Source organism: Vampirovibrionales bacterium (assembly GCA_016712355.1).
Classification (GTDB): domain Bacteria; phylum Cyanobacteriota; class Vampirovibrionia; order Vampirovibrionales; family Vampirovibrionaceae; genus JADJRF01.
This window is the reverse complement of record JADJRF010000005.1, coordinates 41,695-61,188: the sequence shown is the minus strand read 5'-3', so window position 1 is coordinate 61,188 and position 19,494 is coordinate 41,695. Positions and strand designations below refer to the sequence as shown.

The following is a 19,494-nucleotide window of genomic DNA, read 5'->3' as shown; positions in this document are numbered from 1 at the left end:
TTACACCTGCATCCGGCTCAGTTCCTGATACGCGCCCACCAGCTTATTGCGAATCTGCGTTGCCAGTTGCAGCGAGAGATCCGCTTTTTCCACGGAGGTAATGACTTGGTGGAGTTCAATATCCCCGCCTGCGGCGTAGGTTTGAACAGCCTCGCCGGCCATCTCCTGGGTCTGGGAGATTTTATTCAGCTCAGATTTGAGCAAATCGCCAAAGCTATTTAGCGCCGACTCGGTTTGGGCATCGTCCCCCACGCCCGGGCGCGCGATTTTAAGGGGGTTGAGCTGTTGAATCGTCAGCTGCAGATCGGTTCCGCCGCTCAATGCATCCACGTGTCCACACTCCTGAACTCTCGTTAAAACGCCGCGTCTCTCTAAGTTCAGTGTAACGACGGCGGGCAGGTTTTTCCTCGTTCAGGCGGGGGAGATTCCCCTCCCACATGAGCGCGGGAAGCGATCGATTTTGCCTCAAACGTTTAGATTTTTAGAGAAAGGGCCTGAAATTAAAGGGGGGATCAAATTGAAAGCCCGTCTGCCCACAGTAGAGGCCACAAGAGTCGAGAAAATTTCTTACACTACTCCTCGCGATACACTGACGAAACAGGCAAGCGGGTGCGTGTGCGGAACATCTGCGCGACATCGGCGGCTTCTTGAGGCGTCAGCGTGCGCAGCGCGCGACTCGCCACCGACGACTCGCCATGATTGCCGCGCGATTCCAGCGTCCATGAGAGCGGGTACGGACGCTTGGGCGTGTTTAGTTGGATCTCGTCGGGCTGAATCCGTGCGGCTATGTCTGCCATGGCTTCGGCTTCCGATAAATTCCCGGGCATCAGCATGCATTGCAGGCAGAGCTTGCCCGTATACGACTGCCGAAGGGCGATCGCGCCCTCAACAACGCCTGCCAGCGAAACGCCTGCAACAGGACGATTCATGCGCTGAAAAACCGCTTCGCTTGCCGCATCAAGCTTGACGGACACAATATCAGCTTCTTTCAGGTCTGCGCAAACGGCGGGGTCGTGTAGCATGGTGCCGTTGGTCAGGACCATCACCGGTTTCTGGCTGTACTCTTTCACAAAACGAATCACTTCGGCCAGATTCAGGGCCAGTGTTGGCTCGCCGCTGCCGCTGAACGTCACAATGTCCGCCTCTCGCCAGTCGCTGTGCCGAAAATCGCGCTCAACCCGTGCGGTTTCGACATAAATTGCCCGCTCGCGCGTTTTCTGCTGAATCTCCCCGAGTTGGCAATAGATGCAATTAAACGAGCAAATCGATGTTTGCAGCAACAGATCAACGCCCAGCGAGCGTCCCGCGCGCCACGACACGACGGGGCCGTAAACGCTGGACGCTGCGATCTGAGAAGGCTCAGGCGAGCAGGCGTCAGCAGGGGGAATTGTGCTCATCAGAATCCGCTTCTCCGAGTAGGAATGGCATGGCCATTATCGGCGAAGTCGCAGCGCATTCCAACACGCTGACGACTGTATCGCCGTAGATCCATGCCTGCGACTCTTGCCAGCCTTCGGCTGTCGGGGCGGGATCGCGTCGGCGACGTTCCGCCAGCGTGAGGCCGCCGGGGACCAGCCAGGCGTATTCTACCAGCAGTCCCAGCGTTTCTTGCCAGTGTTCGTACCCATACGGCGGATCCAGATAGAGGATATCGAAAGGCGCTGCCGCTGATTCGCGTAATAGGCGCAACGCGTCGCCGGTTCTCACTTTCAGGCGATTGGCGTCAAGGGCCAGTCGCCGCGCGTTTTCCTCAATCAGGCGGCTTGCGTGGCGGTCTCGTTCAAATAACAGCGCATACGTCGCCCCGCGGCTTAGCGCCTCAAAACTCATCGCGCCGGAACCGGCAAAGACGTCCAGAATGCGCGCGCCGGGCAGATGCGATGTCAGCTTCGCCATCACGCTCTGGCGCACGCGCGCCGTGGTGGGGCGGGTTTTTCGCCCCGGCGGCGCTGTCAGCTGGCGACGATTCCATTCGCCGCCGGTCAGACGAATCATCGCCTTAAAACAATCCCGGCATCAGCTTGGCAAAGGGGAATCCCAAACCTTCAAGCGCGAGGAAAAGCCCCGCTACCAAAAATACAACCCCGCTGACTGCGCTCATTATGGGCCCCACGCGACCTAAAACGGCTTTATGCTTGATTAATCCGGTAAACATCCCGACAATTAGCAAGAGGGTGCCTTGCCCGACGGCATAAGCGAACAGGCTCAACGCGCCGACGACGATGCTTTTGGAATTGCTGATCAGGCTCAACACCCCTGCCAGAAAGGGCGTGCCGCAGGGAGACGAGGCCAGCCCGAATGCCACGCCCAGCCCTACGGGCGCGGCATAACGCATCCAGCCGGATTTATCATGCCCGGCTTGTGGCAGTTTACGTACAAACGAGGGCATCGGCAGCCGGATAACGTCCAGCAGCTTGAGCCCCATTACAATGGCGATGGATCCCGCAAACAGGTACCAGCCGCCGCCAATCCAACTGCCGAAGGTAATGCCCGCGAGACTGCTTATAACCCCCAGCGCGGTCATCACAATGGCCAGGCCCACGATGTACAGCATCACCTGAATGAACACATCCGCCCGCGTGGACGTATCAGCATAGCCGCCCATATAGCCGACCATAATCGGAATCATGCCAATGCAGCAAGGCAAAAGCGTACTGGCTACCCCGCCCAGATACGACAGCGCAACAACGGTGAGCGAGGGCGCTTGCAGGGCGTCATGAAAGAGCGCTTCAAGCACGGCCCTTGCCCGGATGTTGTTCAAGGGCCTGCAATTCGCTTTCCAGTTTTCGCGCCGCTGGAACGCCTGTTATCACGTTGCGAACCGTTCCGTCTGGGGCGATAAAAACCATCAGCGGCACGACGCTGGGTTTAAAGGCTTCAAATACTTGTGGATATTGTTGTTGATCGCCGCGAATATCCAGATGAATGGCATAAATCTTCTTGTGGGGGCTCAGGGCCTCCTCCAGAATGGGCTTCAGCCGCTGGCAGTCAATGCAGTATTCCGAACCGAAAGCCAGGAGAATGGGCCGACCCTTGGCTTCCGGGAACAAGGCCAGCGTCTCAGTGGACGCAACTGGGCGAATACCCTCAAACGTTTTATTCTGGGTGGCGGCCTCGGCTTGAGACGCGTCCTGGCCCTTCGGCAAGAAGGGAGACCAGTGCAGATACCCCAAAAACAAGCCCATCGCCAGAACAATCAGCCCCAGCAAGATTAAAATTTGCGATTTAGCGCGGGTCTTCATTGGCGAGAAACCCTCCTTTTATTGGCGTTTCGATGCTCTGCAGTGTACCCGATGCTGTTGCGACAAGACAAGGCGCTCGTTGGCGCGTTAATGAAAAAAGTTCGCAACAAAGACGATTTCAGGCAGTTTTCGTCTTCTCTCCGGCTCTGTCGTTATGATACAATACATAATCCCTTTCAGGGAGCGGATATCAACGACGCGTTGCGTTTCAAATTCAAATAGGGACAGGCGCTTTTAAAATGCGTGTAAAGGCTTCTTTCGGCAGCGTGTTCGGCTTTGAAGATCCGGCGCCTCTGCCACGGCGTTCATAAGACCCATCGACAAGAGGAGACAACCCGAATGCTTCCCGCCGCCGCTATTGACCAACCTCTCGCGCCCGGAACCCCCGCGCCGCCCTTTAGCCTGAGCGCATGCAACGAGAGTGACGCTGTAAGCCTGAGCCAGTATCAGGGAAAAAACCTGATTCTGGTATTTTATCCTAAAGATCAAACCCCTGGTTGTACGCGCCAGCTGTGCGCGCTGCAAGAATCCTTTGACACGCTGTCTTCGTTAGGTGCGGCAGTGCTGGCCTCTAATCCTGGCAGCGTGGAGAGTCACCAGCGCTTTGCGGACAAATACGGCTACGCCTTCCCGATTCTGTGCGACGCCGATAAGTCGATGGCGCGGGCATATCATGCCCTTAAAGAAGAAGGTGGCATTCAACGCACGGTGTATCTTATCGACAAAGACGGCGTTATTCGCTACGGCAAACAGGGCTCGCCCAGCATTGAGGAGTTGTCGGACGCGCTGCGCGTTTTGTAAGACCTTTACTTGAGAACGCGTTGGGTCATTTCCAATGCCGCGCGGACGATGGCCGGGGCGTCGAGGCCGTAGGCTTCAAATAACGCTTCAGCCGTCCCGCTTTGGCCAAAGCGATCCTGCACCCCGAGGCGCTTAACGGGGACGGGAAAGCTCTCGCAGAGGGCTTCGCAAACGGCGCCCCCCAGTCCACCCATCACTTGATGACTCTCAATCGTTACGGCGCGCCCGGTTTTGCGAACGCTCGCGATGAGGGTTTGCGCGTCAAGCGGTTTAATGACCGAGCAATTCAGCACGTCGGCTTTCACGCCGTGTTCTGTGGCCAGCGTTTCGGCAGCCAGCAGGGCGTGATACGTCATTTCCCCGGTCGCAACCAGCGTGATGTCCCCGCCTTCGCGCATTACTTCCATTTTGAGCGGATTCCAGCGGAAAGACGCATCGTGAATGATAGGGCAGACGGGGCGCACCAAGCGCACGTAACATGGGCCCGTTTGTTCTTGTACCGCCCAGCGAACGATCTGTGCGGTTTCGAGGGCGTCAGACGGAACGATGACGGTCATATCGGGAATCACCCGCATCAAGGCGATATCCTCAATGGACTGGTGACTGGCGCCGTCCTCGCCAAGGCTCAGCCCGCTGTGCGTCGGCATGATTTTAACGTTCAGGCCTGAGTAAGCGACAGTATTGCGAATCGCTTCCCATGCCTTGCCGCTGGCAAAAAGCGCGAACGTGCTGATGACCGGGATTTTTCCGGTGGTCGCTAGTCCTGCGGCGGTATTGACCAGATCCATTTCCGCGATGCCTTGATTAAAAAATCGCTCGGGGAACCGATCGGCGAACAGCTTGGTTTGCGTGGAGCAGGACAAGTCGGCGTCCAGCACCACCAGATTCGGATTCTCTGCGCCCAGCGCCGCCAGCGTTTGGCCAAACGCGACGCGAGGCGCGGCTTTCTCAAGAGTCTGAAGATCCATTGTGAACGGCTCCTGTCCGTGGAATTCATGCCGCCAGTGTACGCCAAACCTATCGCCTGAAGTAAGCGATCCGCCATCGGCTATCGATGCCTGATGCGTCTCAGCGATTCACTAATTGCCCGCATCCCGCATCAATTTCAGCGCCCCAGTCGGCCCGAAGACTTGCATTCAGTCCGTCCTTGCGCAAAATCTCCAGAAATTCCTGCGCGCGTACCACGCTTGGACGGGTAAAGACAGGCCCGTCGCTTGCCACATTGACGGGATTATAGCGCGACAGCGCGACCTCACAAGGCAGATCGCGCAGAAGCGTTCCCAACGCGTGCGCCTGCTCTGGCGCATCGTTGACGTCTGCGAGCAACATGTACTGAATCGTGACGGGGCGGCGCGTCACGCGGGCATATTCGCGCACGGCCGGCATTAATGCCGACAGCGGCCATTTGCGGGCGACTGGAATGAGGCGCTGACGCAGCGTATCGTCGCTGGCGTGCAACGAAACAACCAGCGTCGGCGGTAAGGGGGATTGCGCCAGGCGCGCCATCTGCGGCGGGAGGCCGGCGGTCGAGACGGTAATCGCAGCGGGCGACAGCGACCATTCACGCGTGAGAACGGCGATTGCGCTGATGACGTGCGCCAGATTCATTAACGGCTCGCCTTGCCCCATGAACGCAGCTCGCATCACGGGGCGCGGGCTGCGCGCGCGTAAGGCGGCAAACATGGCGAGCATGTCTGAGGGCTTTAGCTGGTGTTCAAAACCCAAACGTCCTGTGCCGCAAAAGACGCATCCCAGCGCGCATCCAGCCAGGGCGCTCAGACAGGCGGCTGGCCCCAGGCCGTCGGCGTCTGGAATCAAGACGGCTTCGCTGGTGCGGCCGTCCAGGAGTCGGCAGCGTAACCTGAGCGACCCGTCGCTTCCTCTCGACTCTTCTACGGCCGTCAATGGCGAAAAATGATAACCCGCCTGAATCCAGCTCGCGTACTCCTCTGGCGAGAGCTGTCGCGCGGCGATTTCGGGCCCTTCTGCGTAAAGAGCCTGAGCGAATCGGGCTGCTTTTTGCGCAGAAAGCCCGAAGCCCATCCCAAGCGCGGCAATATCGTCTTGAGATTTGCCGATGGCAACAAACGGCGATTCCTGAGGCAGGGCCAGCAGACTAAACGATCCGCAAGCGCCTGTGAGAACCGGGGTTGCAGCGCTCTTCATTGAAGTTGCTACCGAAATGTCACGGCCAGCGCGTCGCGCAGATAATCCCGGATACGCGACACGCTTTGATCGATGCGCTCTTCGCAGAGGGTTTCTTCCGAGGATTGCAGCGTCAGGCGATAGGCCAGACTACGCCGTCCGGCGCCGGCCTGCTCACCGCGATATTCGTCAAACAGCGCCACGTCGCGAAGCAAGGGATCGCCGAGCCCGTAAATGCTTTGGACGATGCATCGGTGGGTCAGCGTATCCGGCGCAGAAAACGCCATGTCGCGCGTCACGGCTGGATAACTTGAAAGCCTGGGCGCTTGCGGCGTTTGCGAGACGGCCCCGCAGGCGGCGAGTAAAGCGTCGCCATCCAATTCAAAAGTGTACGCTGTTTGTCGGAACTTCAAGCGCTGGGCCAATTGCGGATGCAGCTCGCCCAGTACCCCCAGCGTCCGCCCGCTCCCATCCTGCACGCGCGCCGCCTTACCCGGATGCAGCAACGGCGAGTCCGTGAGCGCTTCGAATTGCGCATCCTCGATTCTGAGAGCCAGCAGTAGCGATTCCACCACGCCTTTAATGGCGTAGAAATCCGGCATGGACGTTGTCGCCACCCCCTGCCACGCGCCTTCTCGCCGCGTGCCGGTAATGAGCGCGCCCACGGTCATGGGTTCGCGGACCCCGGCGTCTTTTCGCGTCGGCTCATGGTCGCGAAAATACGAGCGCCCTATCTCATAAATCCAGACCGTTTCCGCGCCTTGCGCCTGGTTATGCCGCGCGATTTCCAGCAGGGTAGGGGTCAGGCTCTGTCGTAGCAGCGTGTGATCACGCGACTGAGAATTGGTGACGCTGACCAGACGGGCTCGATCGGTCGGAACGCCGGTTTTTTCAAGTAATGTTTCTCCGATAAGCGAGTTGGAAACCACTTCTTGCAGGCCGTTGGCTTCCAGCGCCCTGCGCATGGCGTCGACTGCTCTTTGGCGCGGCGTTTTGGCGGCGGCTCGAACTGTCTGAGGGAGCGCGTCTGGCGTTTGGCCGTAGCCGACGATGCGAACGACTTCTTCAATTAAATCGATTTCGCGCGAAACGTCCTGTTGACGATACGAGGGGACCCGTACGACGAGCGTCTCTGGCGATTCGCCATGCGTGACGGCGAATCCTAGTTTTTCGAGGATGCTGGTGACGGTTTCGAGCGTTACGCGAGCGCCCAAAACAGCGTCAATGCGAGCTATGCGTAAGGCAATCGTCGTCGAAGACGGCGCGGGCGGCGGCGATTCAATAAACCCTTCGAGCGTGGCGCCTGCCAATTCCTGATACAGCGCAACCGCACGGAATAAAGCCGACCGACAGGCCGCTAAATCCACGCCGCGCTCGAAACGAGCCGAGGCCTCGGTGCGCAGGCCAACGCTTTTCGCGCTGCGCCGATTGCTTGCGGGCGGAAAAAATGCCCCTTCCAAGAACAGCCGCGTCGAGCCCTCGTCAATTTCCGTTGATTCGCCGCCCATCAGCCCCGCCAGCGCAACCGGGGCGTTATTGGCGGTGATCACGACCGATTCGCCGCTGAGCGCGCGCGACACGCCATCCAAGGTGGTGAGTGTTTCGCCGGGCGTCGCGCGCCGAACGCCGATGACGCCTGAGCCCAGCTTGTCGGCGTCGAACGCATGCAGCGGCTGTCCCCATTCCAGCATCACGTAGTTGGTGATATCTACCACATTGTTGATGGGGCGTACGCCAGCGGCTTCCAATCGCCGCGTTAGCCACGTCGGGGAAGGCCCGAGCGTGAGGCCGCGCATCAGAACGCCCCCATAATAGGCGCACACGGCGGGATCCTGTAATTCAATCCGAAAACCACCATACCCCGGGGTTGGTTCCAGCGCAGGAGGCTCGCTGCGATGCGTGGGGCGATCAATGAGCGCGGCCACCTCGCGGCTCACGCCACGCATCGACATTAAATCGCCGCGATTGGCGGTTGGGGCGGTTTCCAGAATAACATCGGCGCACAAGCCCAACGTTGTCTGGAGCGGTTCGCCCAGCGTGCGGCCGATCGCCAGCGCATCCAGAACCCAAATCCCGTCTTCTTCCTGTTCGTACTGTTGTTCCAGTCCGAGTTCAGGGAGCGAGCAAATCATGCCTCGCGATTCAACGCCGCGAATGACTGCTTTGCCGAGGGTAAACGGTTGGCCGTCGCGTCCCAGCACGCAAGCGTCTTGCGGAGCGAATGCGATCCACAGGCCTGGCCGGACATTGGGCGCGCCACACACTACTTGGGGTTGGCTGTCGCCTAAGTCCACGTCCACCAGGCGCAGGCGATCGGCGTTAGGATGGGGATGCACTGCTAGAATGCGGCCCAGCCGTACGCCCTGAAAGACGGGTTCCCGGCGTTCGATGGCTTCGACTTCCAGCCCTGCGCTCGTAAGGGATTCCGCCAGGTCCTCGGGCGAAACGCCGCTCAGGTCCAACGATTCGCTCAGCCATTCCATCGAGATTCTCATGGGAGGAAAGTCCTTTTTGCCCGCGCTACATCTGAATGCGCCTGTATGGTACCGCAATCGCCGCGTCGCGCGAAGCGGTTTCACGCTAGAATAGAGCCATGCGTCTGATTCGCGTTGAACTGGAAAATATCGCTATCGCGGCGTCGCTCAGCGTCGGGTTTGAGGCGGGCTTTACGGTAGTCACCGGCGAAACCGGCGCGGGTAAGAGCTTGCTCGGCGATGCGATGAGTCTGGCCTTTGGCGAGCGGGTTTCCCCTGCCGATATCCTGCGCCATGGCCAGACGCGAGGACGCGTCAGCCTCACGTTCTCTTTTGCCGAAGACGCTCCAGATCGCCAGTCCTCCGTGCGCCAGCGCCTGTCTCAGGCCGGGGTTGAGCTGTTTGAAGAAGAGCGTGAAATTACGATTACGCGCGAATTCAGCGCCGCCGCCAGCCGTATCCGGCTGAATGGCGCGCCTGTCACGCGTGAAGCGGCACTTGCGCTGCGCCCCTCTTTACTGGATTTGCACGGTCAGCACGACTTGACGACGCTGTTCGATCCTGACTCGCAACGCCAGTCGCTGGACGCCTTGGGCGATCCGACATTTCAGGCGCTTAAACGCCAGACGGCTCAGGCTGTCGCAGATTGGCGCGAGCGACAAGCCGCTTTGGATCAGGCGCTCGCTCGGCAAGTCGATGCGCAATCGCGTCGAGAGGCGGCTCAGGACGATTTGGCGCTGCTCGTTTCGGCGCAGCTTGAGGCTCCTGACGAAGATGCGCGTCTACGGCAAAGCGTTCAGCGGCTGGGGCAGGGAGAAAAACTCATGCAACTGTGCGCCCGCGCGCTCGCCGCCTTAAGCGGCGAAGACGAACGTCAGCCCGATGCGCTGTCGCGACTGGCGGATGCTGCGCGTCATCTGGCGGCTGCCTCTGCGTTGGATCCAGCGCTTCAGACCGCCTACGAGACGGCCGTCAGCGCGTTGGAAACCCTAAAAGACGTTAGCGCAGAGTTATCGCAGTATTTTGAAACGCTGGAGCTTTCGCCTGAAGCGCTTCAAACGCAGGTTGAACGGCTCGATGCGCTGGAGAAAATCAAGCGCCGCTTTGGCCCGACGCTCGACGAGGCCATTGCCACGCGCGAGCGTCTATCCGAGATGCTGTTTGCCCTCCAAGACGTGGAAAACGGCCTCGAAACGCTCGCGCGCCAAGCGCAGACGGCTCATGATCATGCGCTAGTCTTGTCAGAAGCCTTGTCTGCTCAGCGGCGCGGTCTGGCGACGCAATTACAGGAGGCTCTGCAATGCGAGATGGAGGCGCTGGCCTTGCGCGGCGCGCGCTTTGAAGTGGATTTCGCTGAAACGGCGCTTGGTACGAACGGATCAGACGTCATCACATTCCTGTTTTCAGCCAATCCGGGAGAGCCGCTTCGGCCCCTGGCCAAGGTCGCCAGCGGGGGAGAATTATCGCGTTTTCTGCTGGCGCTCAAGGCGATTACCGCCACCTCTCGCGGCGTGTGCGCGTTGGTGTTCGATGAAATCGATGCAGGCGTGAGCGGACGCACGGCGCGCGCTGTTGCTGAACGACTTCAGGCCTTGGCCCGGCGCATGCAGGTGATTGCGATTACGCATCAGCCGGTTGTCGCCGCATTGGGCGAGCGCCACCTGCATGTCGAAAAAACCTGGATAGAAGACCCCTCGCAAGGCGGCCTGCGCGCCGACGTCCGAATTGACGACGTCAGCCATGATCCGTCACGACGACGCGCGGCGCTGGCGCAACTGGCCAGCGGCCTGGATTCGGACGACGACGATGAGGTGGTTCGACGCTATATCGATCGCCTGATGGGAACTGCGTCGCCTCCTGATTTCGCGAAAACCGAAGATTTGGCGGTGTGAACGCGCTCCCATCGTGTGTAAACTACTTATGCTCTATACACTTTGATCTCGTTTGGCAATACGGCTTCGGAATCCCTGCCGGTTACGGATTTTCCCCTCATCGGCTCTACATCGGGGCTCTGCGTCTTACAGGCTCTTTGCCTTAGAATGGGCGGCCTGAGTGACCGGGCATTTTTCAAGCTGGGTATGGATTCTTTCATTCAATGGGTTCGTCACCTCCCCTTAAAATCCTGGCGGCGGGATACGCTTCTCAAGAGGCGCCGGCTGCATGCAAAATACTGCTGGAAACGCGCCCACATGAATATTCCTGGACCTTTAGCGCCGACATAGGCGAGTCGTTGACGCGTTTTACCGCGTGCGAATGGGATGCGTGCCTATTGCCCTACCGTGCCGAACGATTTTGCGGAGAAACCTTCCTCAACGATCTGCAAGTCCTTGCCAGCGGCATTCCGCGAATCGTCATCATCCCGCCGGATCATTTGGGTCGCCTGCAAACCGAACTGGCGCAACTGGGCGTGAGCGAGTGTCTGGTCGGCATGTCGCTGGAGCCCGAACGCCTTGAGAAGGTTCTCCAATTTGTCGTCAGTCGTGATCGTGCTCAAAGCGCCCATCGACACCAGAATTTTTTGAATCGTCTCTCTTGCCTGTCCTCTTTTACGCTGGGCATGCTGCCGCCTGCGCTGGCAGAACCCCCGCGAGTCGCCACGCTCTACCCTCAACAGTTCCGGGATCTGGTCGACGAATACGAATCTCTGATCGAGCTGGCCTGCTCGCACCCCTGTTCGCAGGCGCCGACCGATATGGTGAGCCAGCCTCTGGCGATGCTGGCTGACAAGCTGATCTACGTCTCGGCGCACGCTTACGATATTCTGGATTTGCATCAAGAAGTCATGAAACGTCGCCAGACGCACGCGCTGACCGCTGATGCACGGCGTTTTAATGACACGGCCCTGCTGGCGCTGATTGGTCTATTATCAAACCTGTGCCTGCATTACCGGCATTACGTCACGGTTTCTTCTCGCCTGGGTGGGGCTGCGACTGCTTCCAGACCGCCCATCATCAGTAATTCTCTAAAAGCCTCGTCTGACACGGGCATCACAGATAGCCGCGACTGACGGATCAACGGCAGTTCCGCCAGTGACGGGCTTTGTTTGATCTGCGCCAGCGTCACGGCGTGCGGCAGGGGCTTCAGGGGTTCAATATCAACGGCCATCCAGGGAGAACCCGCCTGCGCCGTGGGATCCGGGTAGGCGGTTCTGGTGATACGAGCGATACCCACAATACTTTTGGGCCCCACGCTGTGATAGATCAGCGCCTCATCGCCGACCGCCATTTGCTTCAGGTGGCGTTGCGCCAGATGATTCCGCACGCCGTCCCAGCACGCTCGCCCGTCTCGCGCCAGATCTTCGTACGAAAACTCGTTGGGTTCGGTTTTCATCAGCCAGTAATGGGTCATCGAATCGCTCATTTTGTTGAGAGGGGGGACGTTGTATGCGTGCGGTTATTTTATCAGGACGTTGCGCCGGATAGAATGGCGGGATGACGCCCCGATCGCTTCGCCTTTGTTTTGTCGCCGACGCCTCTAACATTCATGTCCGGCGCTGGCTCGGCTATTTTGTGGCGCAAGGTCATACGGCGCTGTGTATTTCTGACAAACCCGGTACGATCGACGGGGTAGAAATGATAGAGGCCCCCACGCGCGATTCGCTGCTGGCCTCGGGGCGAAAAGCGGCCAAAACCGACGTGGTGAAGGCGCGCGCTCGTGTGATTCAAACTGTCGCCGAGCGCTGGCGCCCGGATGTTGTCCATGCGATTTTTCTGTATATGCGCGGCTGGTCGGCGGCGCTGGCCAACGTTCATCCGCTGGCGATTACGCTCTTGGGTTCCGACATCTTTTTGCCGATGGGGCAATACCGCAACCGCCTGCACTGGATGCGCGACGTGGCCCTGAATCAGGGCGCTTTGCGTCAGGCGGACCTTGTCACGGCCGTCAATGCGGCGCTGGCCACAGAAGCCCGGCGTTTGGCGGGCGAAGCGACGCCTCTGGCGCTGATTCCCATCGGCACGGATCTCGGCGTCTTCCAGCCCCAGGCGGATCCCGTGCGGCAACAGGCTCTGCGCGAGACGCTTGCGCTGCCGTCGACTGCGTGGATCATTCTGAGCCCGCGCCAAATCGCGCCGATCTATAACATTGAGATCCTGCTGGATGCGATGCCCGGTGTTCTGGCTAAAATCCCTAATGCCGTTCTGCTGCTGAAGGACGCGTTTGGGGATAGCGAGGCGCGTCAGCATTATGTCGGCGAGCTGAAAGCGCGCGCGCAATCGCTGGGCCTCCTTGACGCCACGCGCTGGATCGGCGAAGTCCCCTACGGGTCGCTGCCCGATTATTATCATCTGGCGGACGCGGTAGTCTCGATCCCCAGTACGGACGGTCTGCCTGTAACGCTGTTTGACGCCATGGCGTGCGGAACGCCGGTCATCACCGGTGATTTACCGTCTTACGATGACATCGCGATTCATGAGCGCAGCGGCCTTCGGCTCTCTTCTCTCACGCCGCAGGCGCTCTGCGAGGCGTTGATTCGCCTGCATGGCGATGCGCCCCTGAACGCGCGTCTCATCGACGGCGGTCGCGAAATTGCCGCCAGCGCCGGATGTTTCGAGACGCAAATGGCCAAAATGGAGGCGCTCTATCAATCGCTCGCGGGGCCGACGCCTGGGGGCGGGCTGAGACTGTCTTCGGTGTTTAACGATCTCGTGTATAAAACCCTGATTCGCGCGTGTTGAGCTGATTCTCGCGAAGAGATTAGACGAGAAACGCTACCAGCAAAAGCGCGACGATATTCAAAATCTTGATGACCGGGTTAATGGCGGGGCCTGCGGTGTCTTTATAGGGATCGCCCACCGTATCGCCCGTGACCGACGCCTGATGCGCCGGAGAGCCCTTACCGCCGAGATTCCCGTCTTCGATGTATTTTTTGGCATTGTCCCACGCGCCGCCGCCCGAGGTCATCGAGATGGCGACAAAGATACCGGTCACAATACTGCCGACCAGCACGCCGCCAATGGTCTTGATCGCGGCGTAATCGCCTTCTGGCGCAAACGATCCGAGTAACAGGATGATCACAGGAATCACCACCGGCAGCAACGCCGGCACCATCATCTGCTTCAGGGCATGACGAGTGACGATATCCACGCAGCGCGCGTAATCGGGCTTTTCAGTACCTGCCATAATGCCCGGCCGCTCGCGAAACTGGGCGCGGACTTCTTCCACCACGCGGCCCCCGGCGCGTCCGACGGCTTCCATCGCCATCGCGCCGAAGATAAACGGGATCAGTCCGCCGACAAAGAGGCCTACAATCACATACGGATCACTGAGCGAGAACAACGCTTTCAGCGAGGCCATATTCGCCAGCAGTGACAACGGCGCTTTCACAATTGCCGCCGCATTAAGATCCTGAACATACGACGAAAACAGCACAACAGAAGCCAGTCCGGCCGAGCCGATGGCGTAGCCTTTTGTCACGGCCTTTGTCGTGTTGCCAATTGCGTCCAGCGGGTCGGTTACGGCGCGGACTTCGTCGCCCATGTCCGACATTTCGGCGATGCCGCCCGCATTGTCGGTAATCGGGCCATAGGCGTCCAACGCAATCACGATGCCGGCAATAGAAAGCATCGCTACGCCCGCAATCGCAATGCCGTACAGGCCAGCCATAAAAAATGACGCCAGAATACCCAGACAGATGACCAACGACGGCGCCGCGGTCGATTTCAGACCAATGGCCAGTCCGGCGATGATATTGGTTGCATGACCGGTTTCTGACGCGCGCGCCACGATATGAACGGGTTCATACTGGGTGGAAGTGTAGTAATCGGTGATCCAGAACATCGCCATGGTGACGAAAATACCCACCAGAGCTGAGCCAGATAATGCCCACGGGCCGTATCCGCCAAACCCGTGCGAGAAAAACAGCCATGTCGCGCCGACAATCAACGCGGAAGAAATCCCAACAACGGCGTAAAAGCCTTTATAAAGGGCTTTCATCGGATCATTGTCTTGCCCCACTTGAACGAAGAAAGTAGAGACAATGGACGCTAAAATAGACAATCCGCCCAGCATCAGGGGATAGGCGATAGCCTGGGGATCCTGGGGAAAGAGCAAATGCCCCAGAAACATTGCCGCAACGGCGGTCACGGCGTAGGTTTCAAATAAATCAGCCGCCATTCCGGCGCAGTCGCCCACGTTGTCGCCCACATTATCGGCAATCACGGCCGGGTTACGGGGATCGTCCTCCGGGATACCCGCTTCGACTTTGCCGACGAGATCCGCGCCGACATCGGCCGCCTTGGTAAAGATGCCGCCGCCCAGGCGGGCGAAGACGCTAATCAGGCTCGATCCAAAGGCCAGCCCCACGATGGCGGGAAACATCTGCGCCGGGGTTGGCGACGCTTGAATCATGCAATAGAAGCCCGTCACGCCCAACAAGGCGAGCCCCACAACCAGAATGCCGGTCACGGCGCCGCCTTTGAATGCGACGTTGAGGGCCGCTTTCATCCCGTGACGCGCGGCTTCGGCGGTCCGCACATTGGCGCGCACGGAAACAAACATTCCGATAAACCCGGCAAGCCCGCTGAGAAACGCGCCCAGCGCAAAGCCGCCGCCCATATACAAGCCGTATTCCACGCTGTTTTTTTCCACCGAGAACGCCCAGAACAGCAAAGCGGCCAGAATAATAGCGGCAAGCGTAATCGTGCGGTATTGCCGGCTCATATAGGCCTTGGCGCCTTCTTCAATGGCCGCGGCGATTTCCTGCATGCGCGCAGAACCGGCGCTCAGCCCCAGAATCCAGCGTCGGACGATCGCGCCGTATAAAATGGCGGCGACGCTGCTGAGGAGGGCGAAAACCAGAATACCGGTCGTCGTATCGTGAGTGGGGATGTTCATGGACAAAGACAGCTCCGGGAATTACGCCGAATCCGGCGCGCGGCTCAAGACGGATCGATCCTTGCGCCAGCGCCGTTTACACGTGAAAGGTCGCGGAAATCTGCTGGCGGAAGGCCCGAAGAACCAGTATACCGTGCCAACAGGTCGGGTCAATACGCGATCGGCGCGACATTCTCAGCGCGTGCGCCGGCGGCTGGAAGCCGTCCGTCATTTGGGTTATTGTGATGTTCATTGCGTGGGCGCTTCTGATAGACGGGCTTTGCTGCAGAACGCGTCGAATCAACAGGCGGTCTGATCCGCAGGCATCTGGAGGCGCGGCCGTCATTAAGACGTTTACATCGGGCGTTCCCTTGGGGACTTGAAAGGATTGGGCGAATGTTCACTGGATTGATTGAGGAAGTCGGCGTCGTTCAGGCGGTAGATGCCTCGCCCGCTGGCAGTACCATCACGGTCAGCGCGCGCGACGTGCTGCAGGACGCCGACATTGGCGCCAGCATCGCCATCGATGGCGTCTGCACGACGATTGTTGCCAAAACCCTTGGCGCATTCACCATTGAAGCGTCTCCCGAAACGCTCTCCAAAACAACTTTTGGCGATTACCGCTCCGGCGTGCGCGTGAATCTGGAGCGTCCGCTCAGGCCAGCCGATCGCATTGGCGGCCATTTTGTCAGTGGCCATGTCGACGGCCGCGCGCGCGTGGTCTCTGTTCAGGAAGACGGCATCAGCTTTATCTATCATTTTCGGCTGCTGGACCCGGCGCTGGCGTCGTATTTTATCGAGAAAGGCTCTGTCGCCGTTGACGGTATCAGTCTCACGGTCAACACAATTGAAGGGCTCGTCTTTTCGGTTGCGATTATTCCCCACACGCTCAGCCATACGAGTCTGGGCGATCGCGCCCCGGATACGCTGGTCAATATCGAAACCGATTTAATTGGTAAATATATTAAGCGTCTGGTCGAAACCGGGGCGCTGGGGGCGCTGAATTCGGCGGTGGGAGCCAGTTCGACTCCTCTGTGGGGGACGCCTATGGGGCCTTCGCAAACTATTGGAAAAAGCACCTTGCACGCTGGCGGCTGGTTTAATCTGGAGCCGCCGCAAGACTGAACGCTGGTATGAGGGGCATTTTTCGCCTTTCAGGACTTTATTCTGAAAAAAAGTTTAAAAAACCCGGTTTCTTTCGATCGCGGGATTATGATGCCATTGGTTACAGATGATAAATGCTGCCGGACGTAGGTAATCCCCATTTTTAAATAGACCCTTGTTCGGGCGTTGCGTCCGGGTTTCGTTCCCGTGTCTGAAAGGAGTTGAATTGCCATGATGATGACACTGCGCCCTATTACTGACGTGAAAGGCGATCTGTCACGGATTTTCGAAGAAATGGATCGCATGTTGGAACCCCTGTCGCCTGCCTGGCGTCCTGCCGGGCGCGCTCAGGGCCAGACGCCGGGCGTTCCCGCAATTAATCTGGCGCTCAGCGAGCAGGAACTCATTATAGAAGCCAGCGTTGCTGGGTATGCGCCCGAAGACATCGACGTGGAAGTCGAAAATAACGTCCTGATGATCTCGGCTCGTGGCGACAATGCGCGCGAACACGCCGGTAAGGTCCTTCACCGGGAGATCTTCGAAGGGCAATTTACCCGCAAGATGACCCTGCCGGCCGAAGTCCGCCCTGAAGACGCCAAGGCGAGTTTCAAAGACGGCTTGCTTACCATTAAAATCCCGTTGGCGGTTCAGACGCGTCGCACCAAAGTGGCGATTACTCAGGCTGAATCTGCCGTCGGGTAACGTCAGCATGTCGTCGCCTCAGGCCCCGTACGTGGTATGCGTGCGGGGCCTGCTGGTTTTGAAACGCTTTAGTTACAAGTCGTTTGCCGCAACACGCTGGCGGGAATAAGCCGGTTATAAGCTATCGCATCGATATAACGGCAAGGACTGATCCGGCTCTATGGTCAACTGGATGCAATTTTTTGACAATCAGCGACGCTATAACCGGGGGCAAGGCGTCGTCGAATATGCGGGCGCATTGACCATTGCTGCGGTTCTGACGTCTCTGGCGCTGGTTATTGTCCCCAACCCATTGGCAGACCTTTTTTTTCAAACGCTGGAAGCCGCGCTGACATTTTTGCGCAGCTTTATCCCTGCCTAGCGCCGCGCGCAGCGCTTCTCGCTAAAATCGTTGATTTTTTAGGGCTTGATTTAAGTACAATAAGAGGCGATAGGCGCTACGCCCCAGTAGCTCAGTGGATAGAGCAACCGCCTTCTAAGCGGTCGGCCGCAAGTTCGAGTCTTGCCTGGGGCGCTTAGATTTCAAAACACGATCCCCGATTCCCTTTTTGGGTCGTTTTCGGTTTTTCGTCGTTTTGCTGGAAGTGTGTGACACGTCACAGCATACTCCAAGGCAGTTTATAGCGTTTCAACGGGCTTGTTCTGCAAGCAAGGTAGGGAGGCCTGCGCAATCAGCCTCATGAACCGCCGCCTGTCAGCATCGCCTCTGACAAACGCCGAGCGCCGCAGATGGGGCAGCAACCGTAAGCATGAAGAAGAAGAGGCCTTGCGCCCTTCTGTTTTGGACATTTTTCCATCCGCGATATGATTAAAAACAGGTATAAAGCGATAAGGGCTGGAGATTGTTCACGACCTGGACAAAACGATTGGTAATCGGGCCATTCCAGAAATTCTTCCAACTTTCTGCATCTGGAGCCATTCTCCTGCTGTTGGCGGCATTAACCGCTTTTCTGCTGGCCAACTCTCCTTTGGCAGGGGGGTACAACCAATTCTGGAATACCCCCATTTCTATCGCATTTGGCCCCTTCTCCTCGGCGCATTCCCTGCACTTTTGGATTAACGATGGCCTTATGGCTATCTTCTTCTTTGTGGTGGGTCTGGAGATCAAGAGAGAATTACTGGTTGGAGAACTGTCCACCCGAAAACAGGCGATGTTCCCCATCATGGCGGCCATCGGCGGCATGCTGCTTCCCGGATTGATATTCTCTGCTTTCAATCCACCCGGCTCCGCCTACTTTACCGGATGGGGTATCCCCACCGTTACAGATATCGCCTTCGCTATCGGGGTGTTGGCATTGCTCGGCGATAGAGTTCCACTGGGGTTGAAAGTGTTTCTGACGGCGTTGGCAATCATAGACGACCTTGGAGCGGTTCTCATTATTGCGTTGTTTTACTCCCATGCTATCGAGTGGCATTACATCATTCTCTCCATCGCCTTAATTGGCGTGCTAATGCTGATGAACCGCTCCGGCGCCCGCCAGCTCCTGTACTATGCGATTCTTGGAGTCGCTCTCTGGTATGCCATGTTGATGTCAGGCGTTCACCCGACCTTGGCAGGCGTATTGCTTGCATTCACCATTCCGGCCAACTCCAAGATTCGGGCAGATCAATTTTGCGAAGATGGCGTTTCAACCTTCAATCGCATTGCAACAACATGCTCTCGCATCGAAGATTGTTCTATTCTCTCGGAGAAAGACTATCAGGAGAGTGTTCAGCATATCGAAACCCTATGCGAGGAGGCGCAATCCCCGCTTCAGCGCTTGGAGCATTCACTCGGTCCCTGGGTAACGTACTTTATAATGCCCGTGTTTGCCCTTGCGAATGCAAGCGTCTCCATTGGCTCTTACCATTTGACGGACGCTTTGTTGCATCCTGTTACGCTGGGCATCCTGCTGGGCCTGATATTCGGAAAGCAATTGGGGATTACCGCCTTCGCGTGGCTATCTGTCAGACTGGGGTGGACAACATTACCCGTTGGCATTAGCTGGGCTCAGGTGTATGGCGCCAGTTGTCTTGGCGGGATCGGTTTTACTATGTCCATCTTTATTACCAACCTTGCCTTTGCGGAGCCGGAGCTTATATCGGCCGCAAAAATAGGTATCCTTCTGGCATCGCTGCTTTCCGGAATCCTGGGATGCTTGGCGCTTTGGCGTTTCTTGCCGAAGCGCAGTCAAAATACGGAGACAATCGTTTGATGCGCTACTCTGGGTAAC

General features: G+C 58.2%; 19 protein-coding genes and 1 tRNA gene. 10 read left to right on the top strand and 10 right to left on the bottom strand.

Features of this window, described 5'->3' with window-relative positions; translation table 11 throughout:
* From fliE to IPK79_01670, 5 genes are all read right to left on the bottom strand, one after another.
* A complete protein-coding gene (gene fliE, locus IPK79_01690; GenBank protein MBK8189144.1) occupies positions 1-330 on the bottom strand; it encodes a flagellar hook-basal body complex protein FliE in 330 nt (109 codons plus the stop codon).
* A 242-nt stretch (positions 331-572) separates the two neighbouring features.
* A complete protein-coding gene (locus IPK79_01685) occupies positions 573-1,397 on the bottom strand; it encodes a radical SAM protein (protein ID MBK8189143.1) in 825 nt (274 codons plus the stop codon).
* Positions 1,375-1,995 (bottom strand): 16S rRNA (guanine(966)-N(2))-methyltransferase RsmD, encoded by a 621-nt coding sequence (rsmD, locus tag IPK79_01680; protein MBK8189142.1) that lies wholly within the window; start codon positions 1,993-1,995, stop codon positions 1,375-1,377. The genes IPK79_01685 and rsmD overlap by 23 nt, the downstream gene beginning before the upstream one ends.
* Before the next feature lie 4 nt (positions 1,996-1,999).
* Positions 2,000-2,761 (bottom strand): hypothetical protein, encoded by a 762-nt coding sequence (locus IPK79_01675; GenBank protein MBK8189141.1) that lies wholly within the window; start codon positions 2,759-2,761, stop codon positions 2,000-2,002.
* Complete coding sequence (locus IPK79_01670; protein ID MBK8189140.1) at positions 2,730-3,242, bottom strand: thioredoxin family protein; 513 nt, start codon at positions 3,240-3,242, stop codon at positions 2,730-2,732. The genes IPK79_01675 and IPK79_01670 overlap by 32 nt, the downstream gene beginning before the upstream one ends.
* Before the next feature lie 339 nt (positions 3,243-3,581).
* On the opposite strand from IPK79_01670, the gene IPK79_01665 reads away from it, so the two are divergent.
* Entirely contained in the window at positions 3,582-4,043 is a 462-nt protein-coding gene (locus IPK79_01665) for a peroxiredoxin (GenBank protein ID MBK8189139.1), read from the top strand.
* Positions 4,044-4,048: 5 nt separating this feature from the next.
* On the opposite strand, the gene IPK79_01660 is transcribed toward IPK79_01665, so the two are convergent.
* The 3 genes from IPK79_01660 to IPK79_01650 all read right to left on the bottom strand — a co-directional run bounded on the left by IPK79_01660 (position 4,049) and on the right by IPK79_01650 (position 8,683).
* Complete coding sequence (locus IPK79_01660) at positions 4,049-5,011, bottom strand: transketolase family protein (protein MBK8189138.1); 963 nt, start codon at positions 5,009-5,011, stop codon at positions 4,049-4,051.
* Between the two features lie 100 nt (positions 5,012-5,111).
* Positions 5,112-6,209 carry a radical SAM protein gene (locus tag IPK79_01655; protein ID MBK8189137.1) on the bottom strand — a complete coding sequence of 366 codons (1,098 nt, stop codon included), beginning with the start codon at positions 6,207-6,209 and terminating at the stop codon, positions 5,112-5,114.
* A gap of 8 nt (positions 6,210-6,217) precedes the next feature.
* Positions 6,218-8,683, bottom strand: coding sequence for a phenylalanine--tRNA ligase subunit beta (locus IPK79_01650; GenBank protein ID MBK8189136.1), 2,466 nt, complete (start codon positions 8,681-8,683; stop codon positions 6,218-6,220).
* A 98-nt stretch (positions 8,684-8,781) separates the two neighbouring features.
* Between IPK79_01650 and recN the strand changes: the two genes are divergently transcribed.
* Positions 8,782-10,554, top strand: a complete 1,773-nt coding sequence (gene recN / locus IPK79_01645; protein MBK8189135.1) for a DNA repair protein RecN — start codon at positions 8,782-8,784, stop codon at positions 10,552-10,554.
* Positions 10,555-10,757: 203 nt separating this feature from the next.
* A complete protein-coding gene (locus IPK79_01640) occupies positions 10,758-11,669 on the top strand; it encodes a hypothetical protein (protein ID MBK8189134.1) in 912 nt (303 codons plus the stop codon).
* Here IPK79_01640 and IPK79_01635 read toward each other — a convergent pair.
* A complete protein-coding gene (locus IPK79_01635; GenBank protein MBK8189133.1) occupies positions 11,555-12,010 on the bottom strand; it encodes an EVE domain-containing protein in 456 nt (151 codons plus the stop codon). The two genes, IPK79_01640 and IPK79_01635, sit on opposite strands and share 115 nt — an antisense overlap.
* An 83-nt stretch (positions 12,011-12,093) precedes the next feature.
* On the opposite strand from IPK79_01635, the gene IPK79_01630 reads away from it, so the two are divergent.
* The gene (locus tag IPK79_01630; GenBank protein MBK8189132.1) at positions 12,094-13,338 is read left to right on the top strand and encodes a glycosyltransferase; all 1,245 of its coding nucleotides are present in this window, start codon (positions 12,094-12,096) and stop codon (positions 13,336-13,338) included.
* A 19-nt stretch (positions 13,339-13,357) separates the two neighbouring features.
* Here IPK79_01630 and IPK79_01625 read toward each other — a convergent pair whose 3' ends face one another.
* Positions 13,358-15,496 (bottom strand): sodium-translocating pyrophosphatase, encoded by a 2,139-nt coding sequence (locus tag IPK79_01625; protein MBK8189131.1) that lies wholly within the window; start codon positions 15,494-15,496, stop codon positions 13,358-13,360.
* Here IPK79_01625 and IPK79_01620 point away from each other — a divergent pair.
* The 6 genes from IPK79_01620 to nhaA all read left to right on the top strand — a co-directional run bounded on the left by IPK79_01620 (position 15,495) and on the right by nhaA (position 19,476).
* Positions 15,495-15,791, top strand: a complete 297-nt coding sequence (locus tag IPK79_01620) for a hypothetical protein (protein MBK8189130.1) — start codon at positions 15,495-15,497, stop codon at positions 15,789-15,791. The genes IPK79_01625 and IPK79_01620 overlap by 2 nt on opposite strands.
* Before the next feature lie 80 nt (positions 15,792-15,871).
* Positions 15,872-16,600: a riboflavin synthase gene (locus IPK79_01615; GenBank protein MBK8189129.1), complete on the top strand. Its 729-nt coding sequence runs from the start codon at positions 15,872-15,874 to the stop codon at positions 16,598-16,600.
* 210 nt (positions 16,601-16,810) lie between these two features.
* A complete protein-coding gene (locus tag IPK79_01610; GenBank protein ID MBK8189128.1) occupies positions 16,811-17,281 on the top strand; it encodes an Hsp20/alpha crystallin family protein in 471 nt (156 codons plus the stop codon).
* Positions 17,282-17,441: 160 nt separating this feature from the next.
* Positions 17,442-17,642: a hypothetical protein gene (locus tag IPK79_01605; protein MBK8189127.1), complete on the top strand. Its 201-nt coding sequence runs from the start codon at positions 17,442-17,444 to the stop codon at positions 17,640-17,642.
* Between the two features lie 80 nt (positions 17,643-17,722).
* A tRNA-Arg gene (locus tag IPK79_01600) sits at positions 17,723-17,795 on the top strand.
* Between the two features lie 352 nt (positions 17,796-18,147).
* A complete protein-coding gene (gene nhaA / locus IPK79_01595; protein ID MBK8189126.1) occupies positions 18,148-19,476 on the top strand; it encodes a Na+/H+ antiporter NhaA in 1,329 nt (442 codons plus the stop codon).
* The last annotated feature ends 18 nt before the right edge of the window (positions 19,477-19,494 follow it).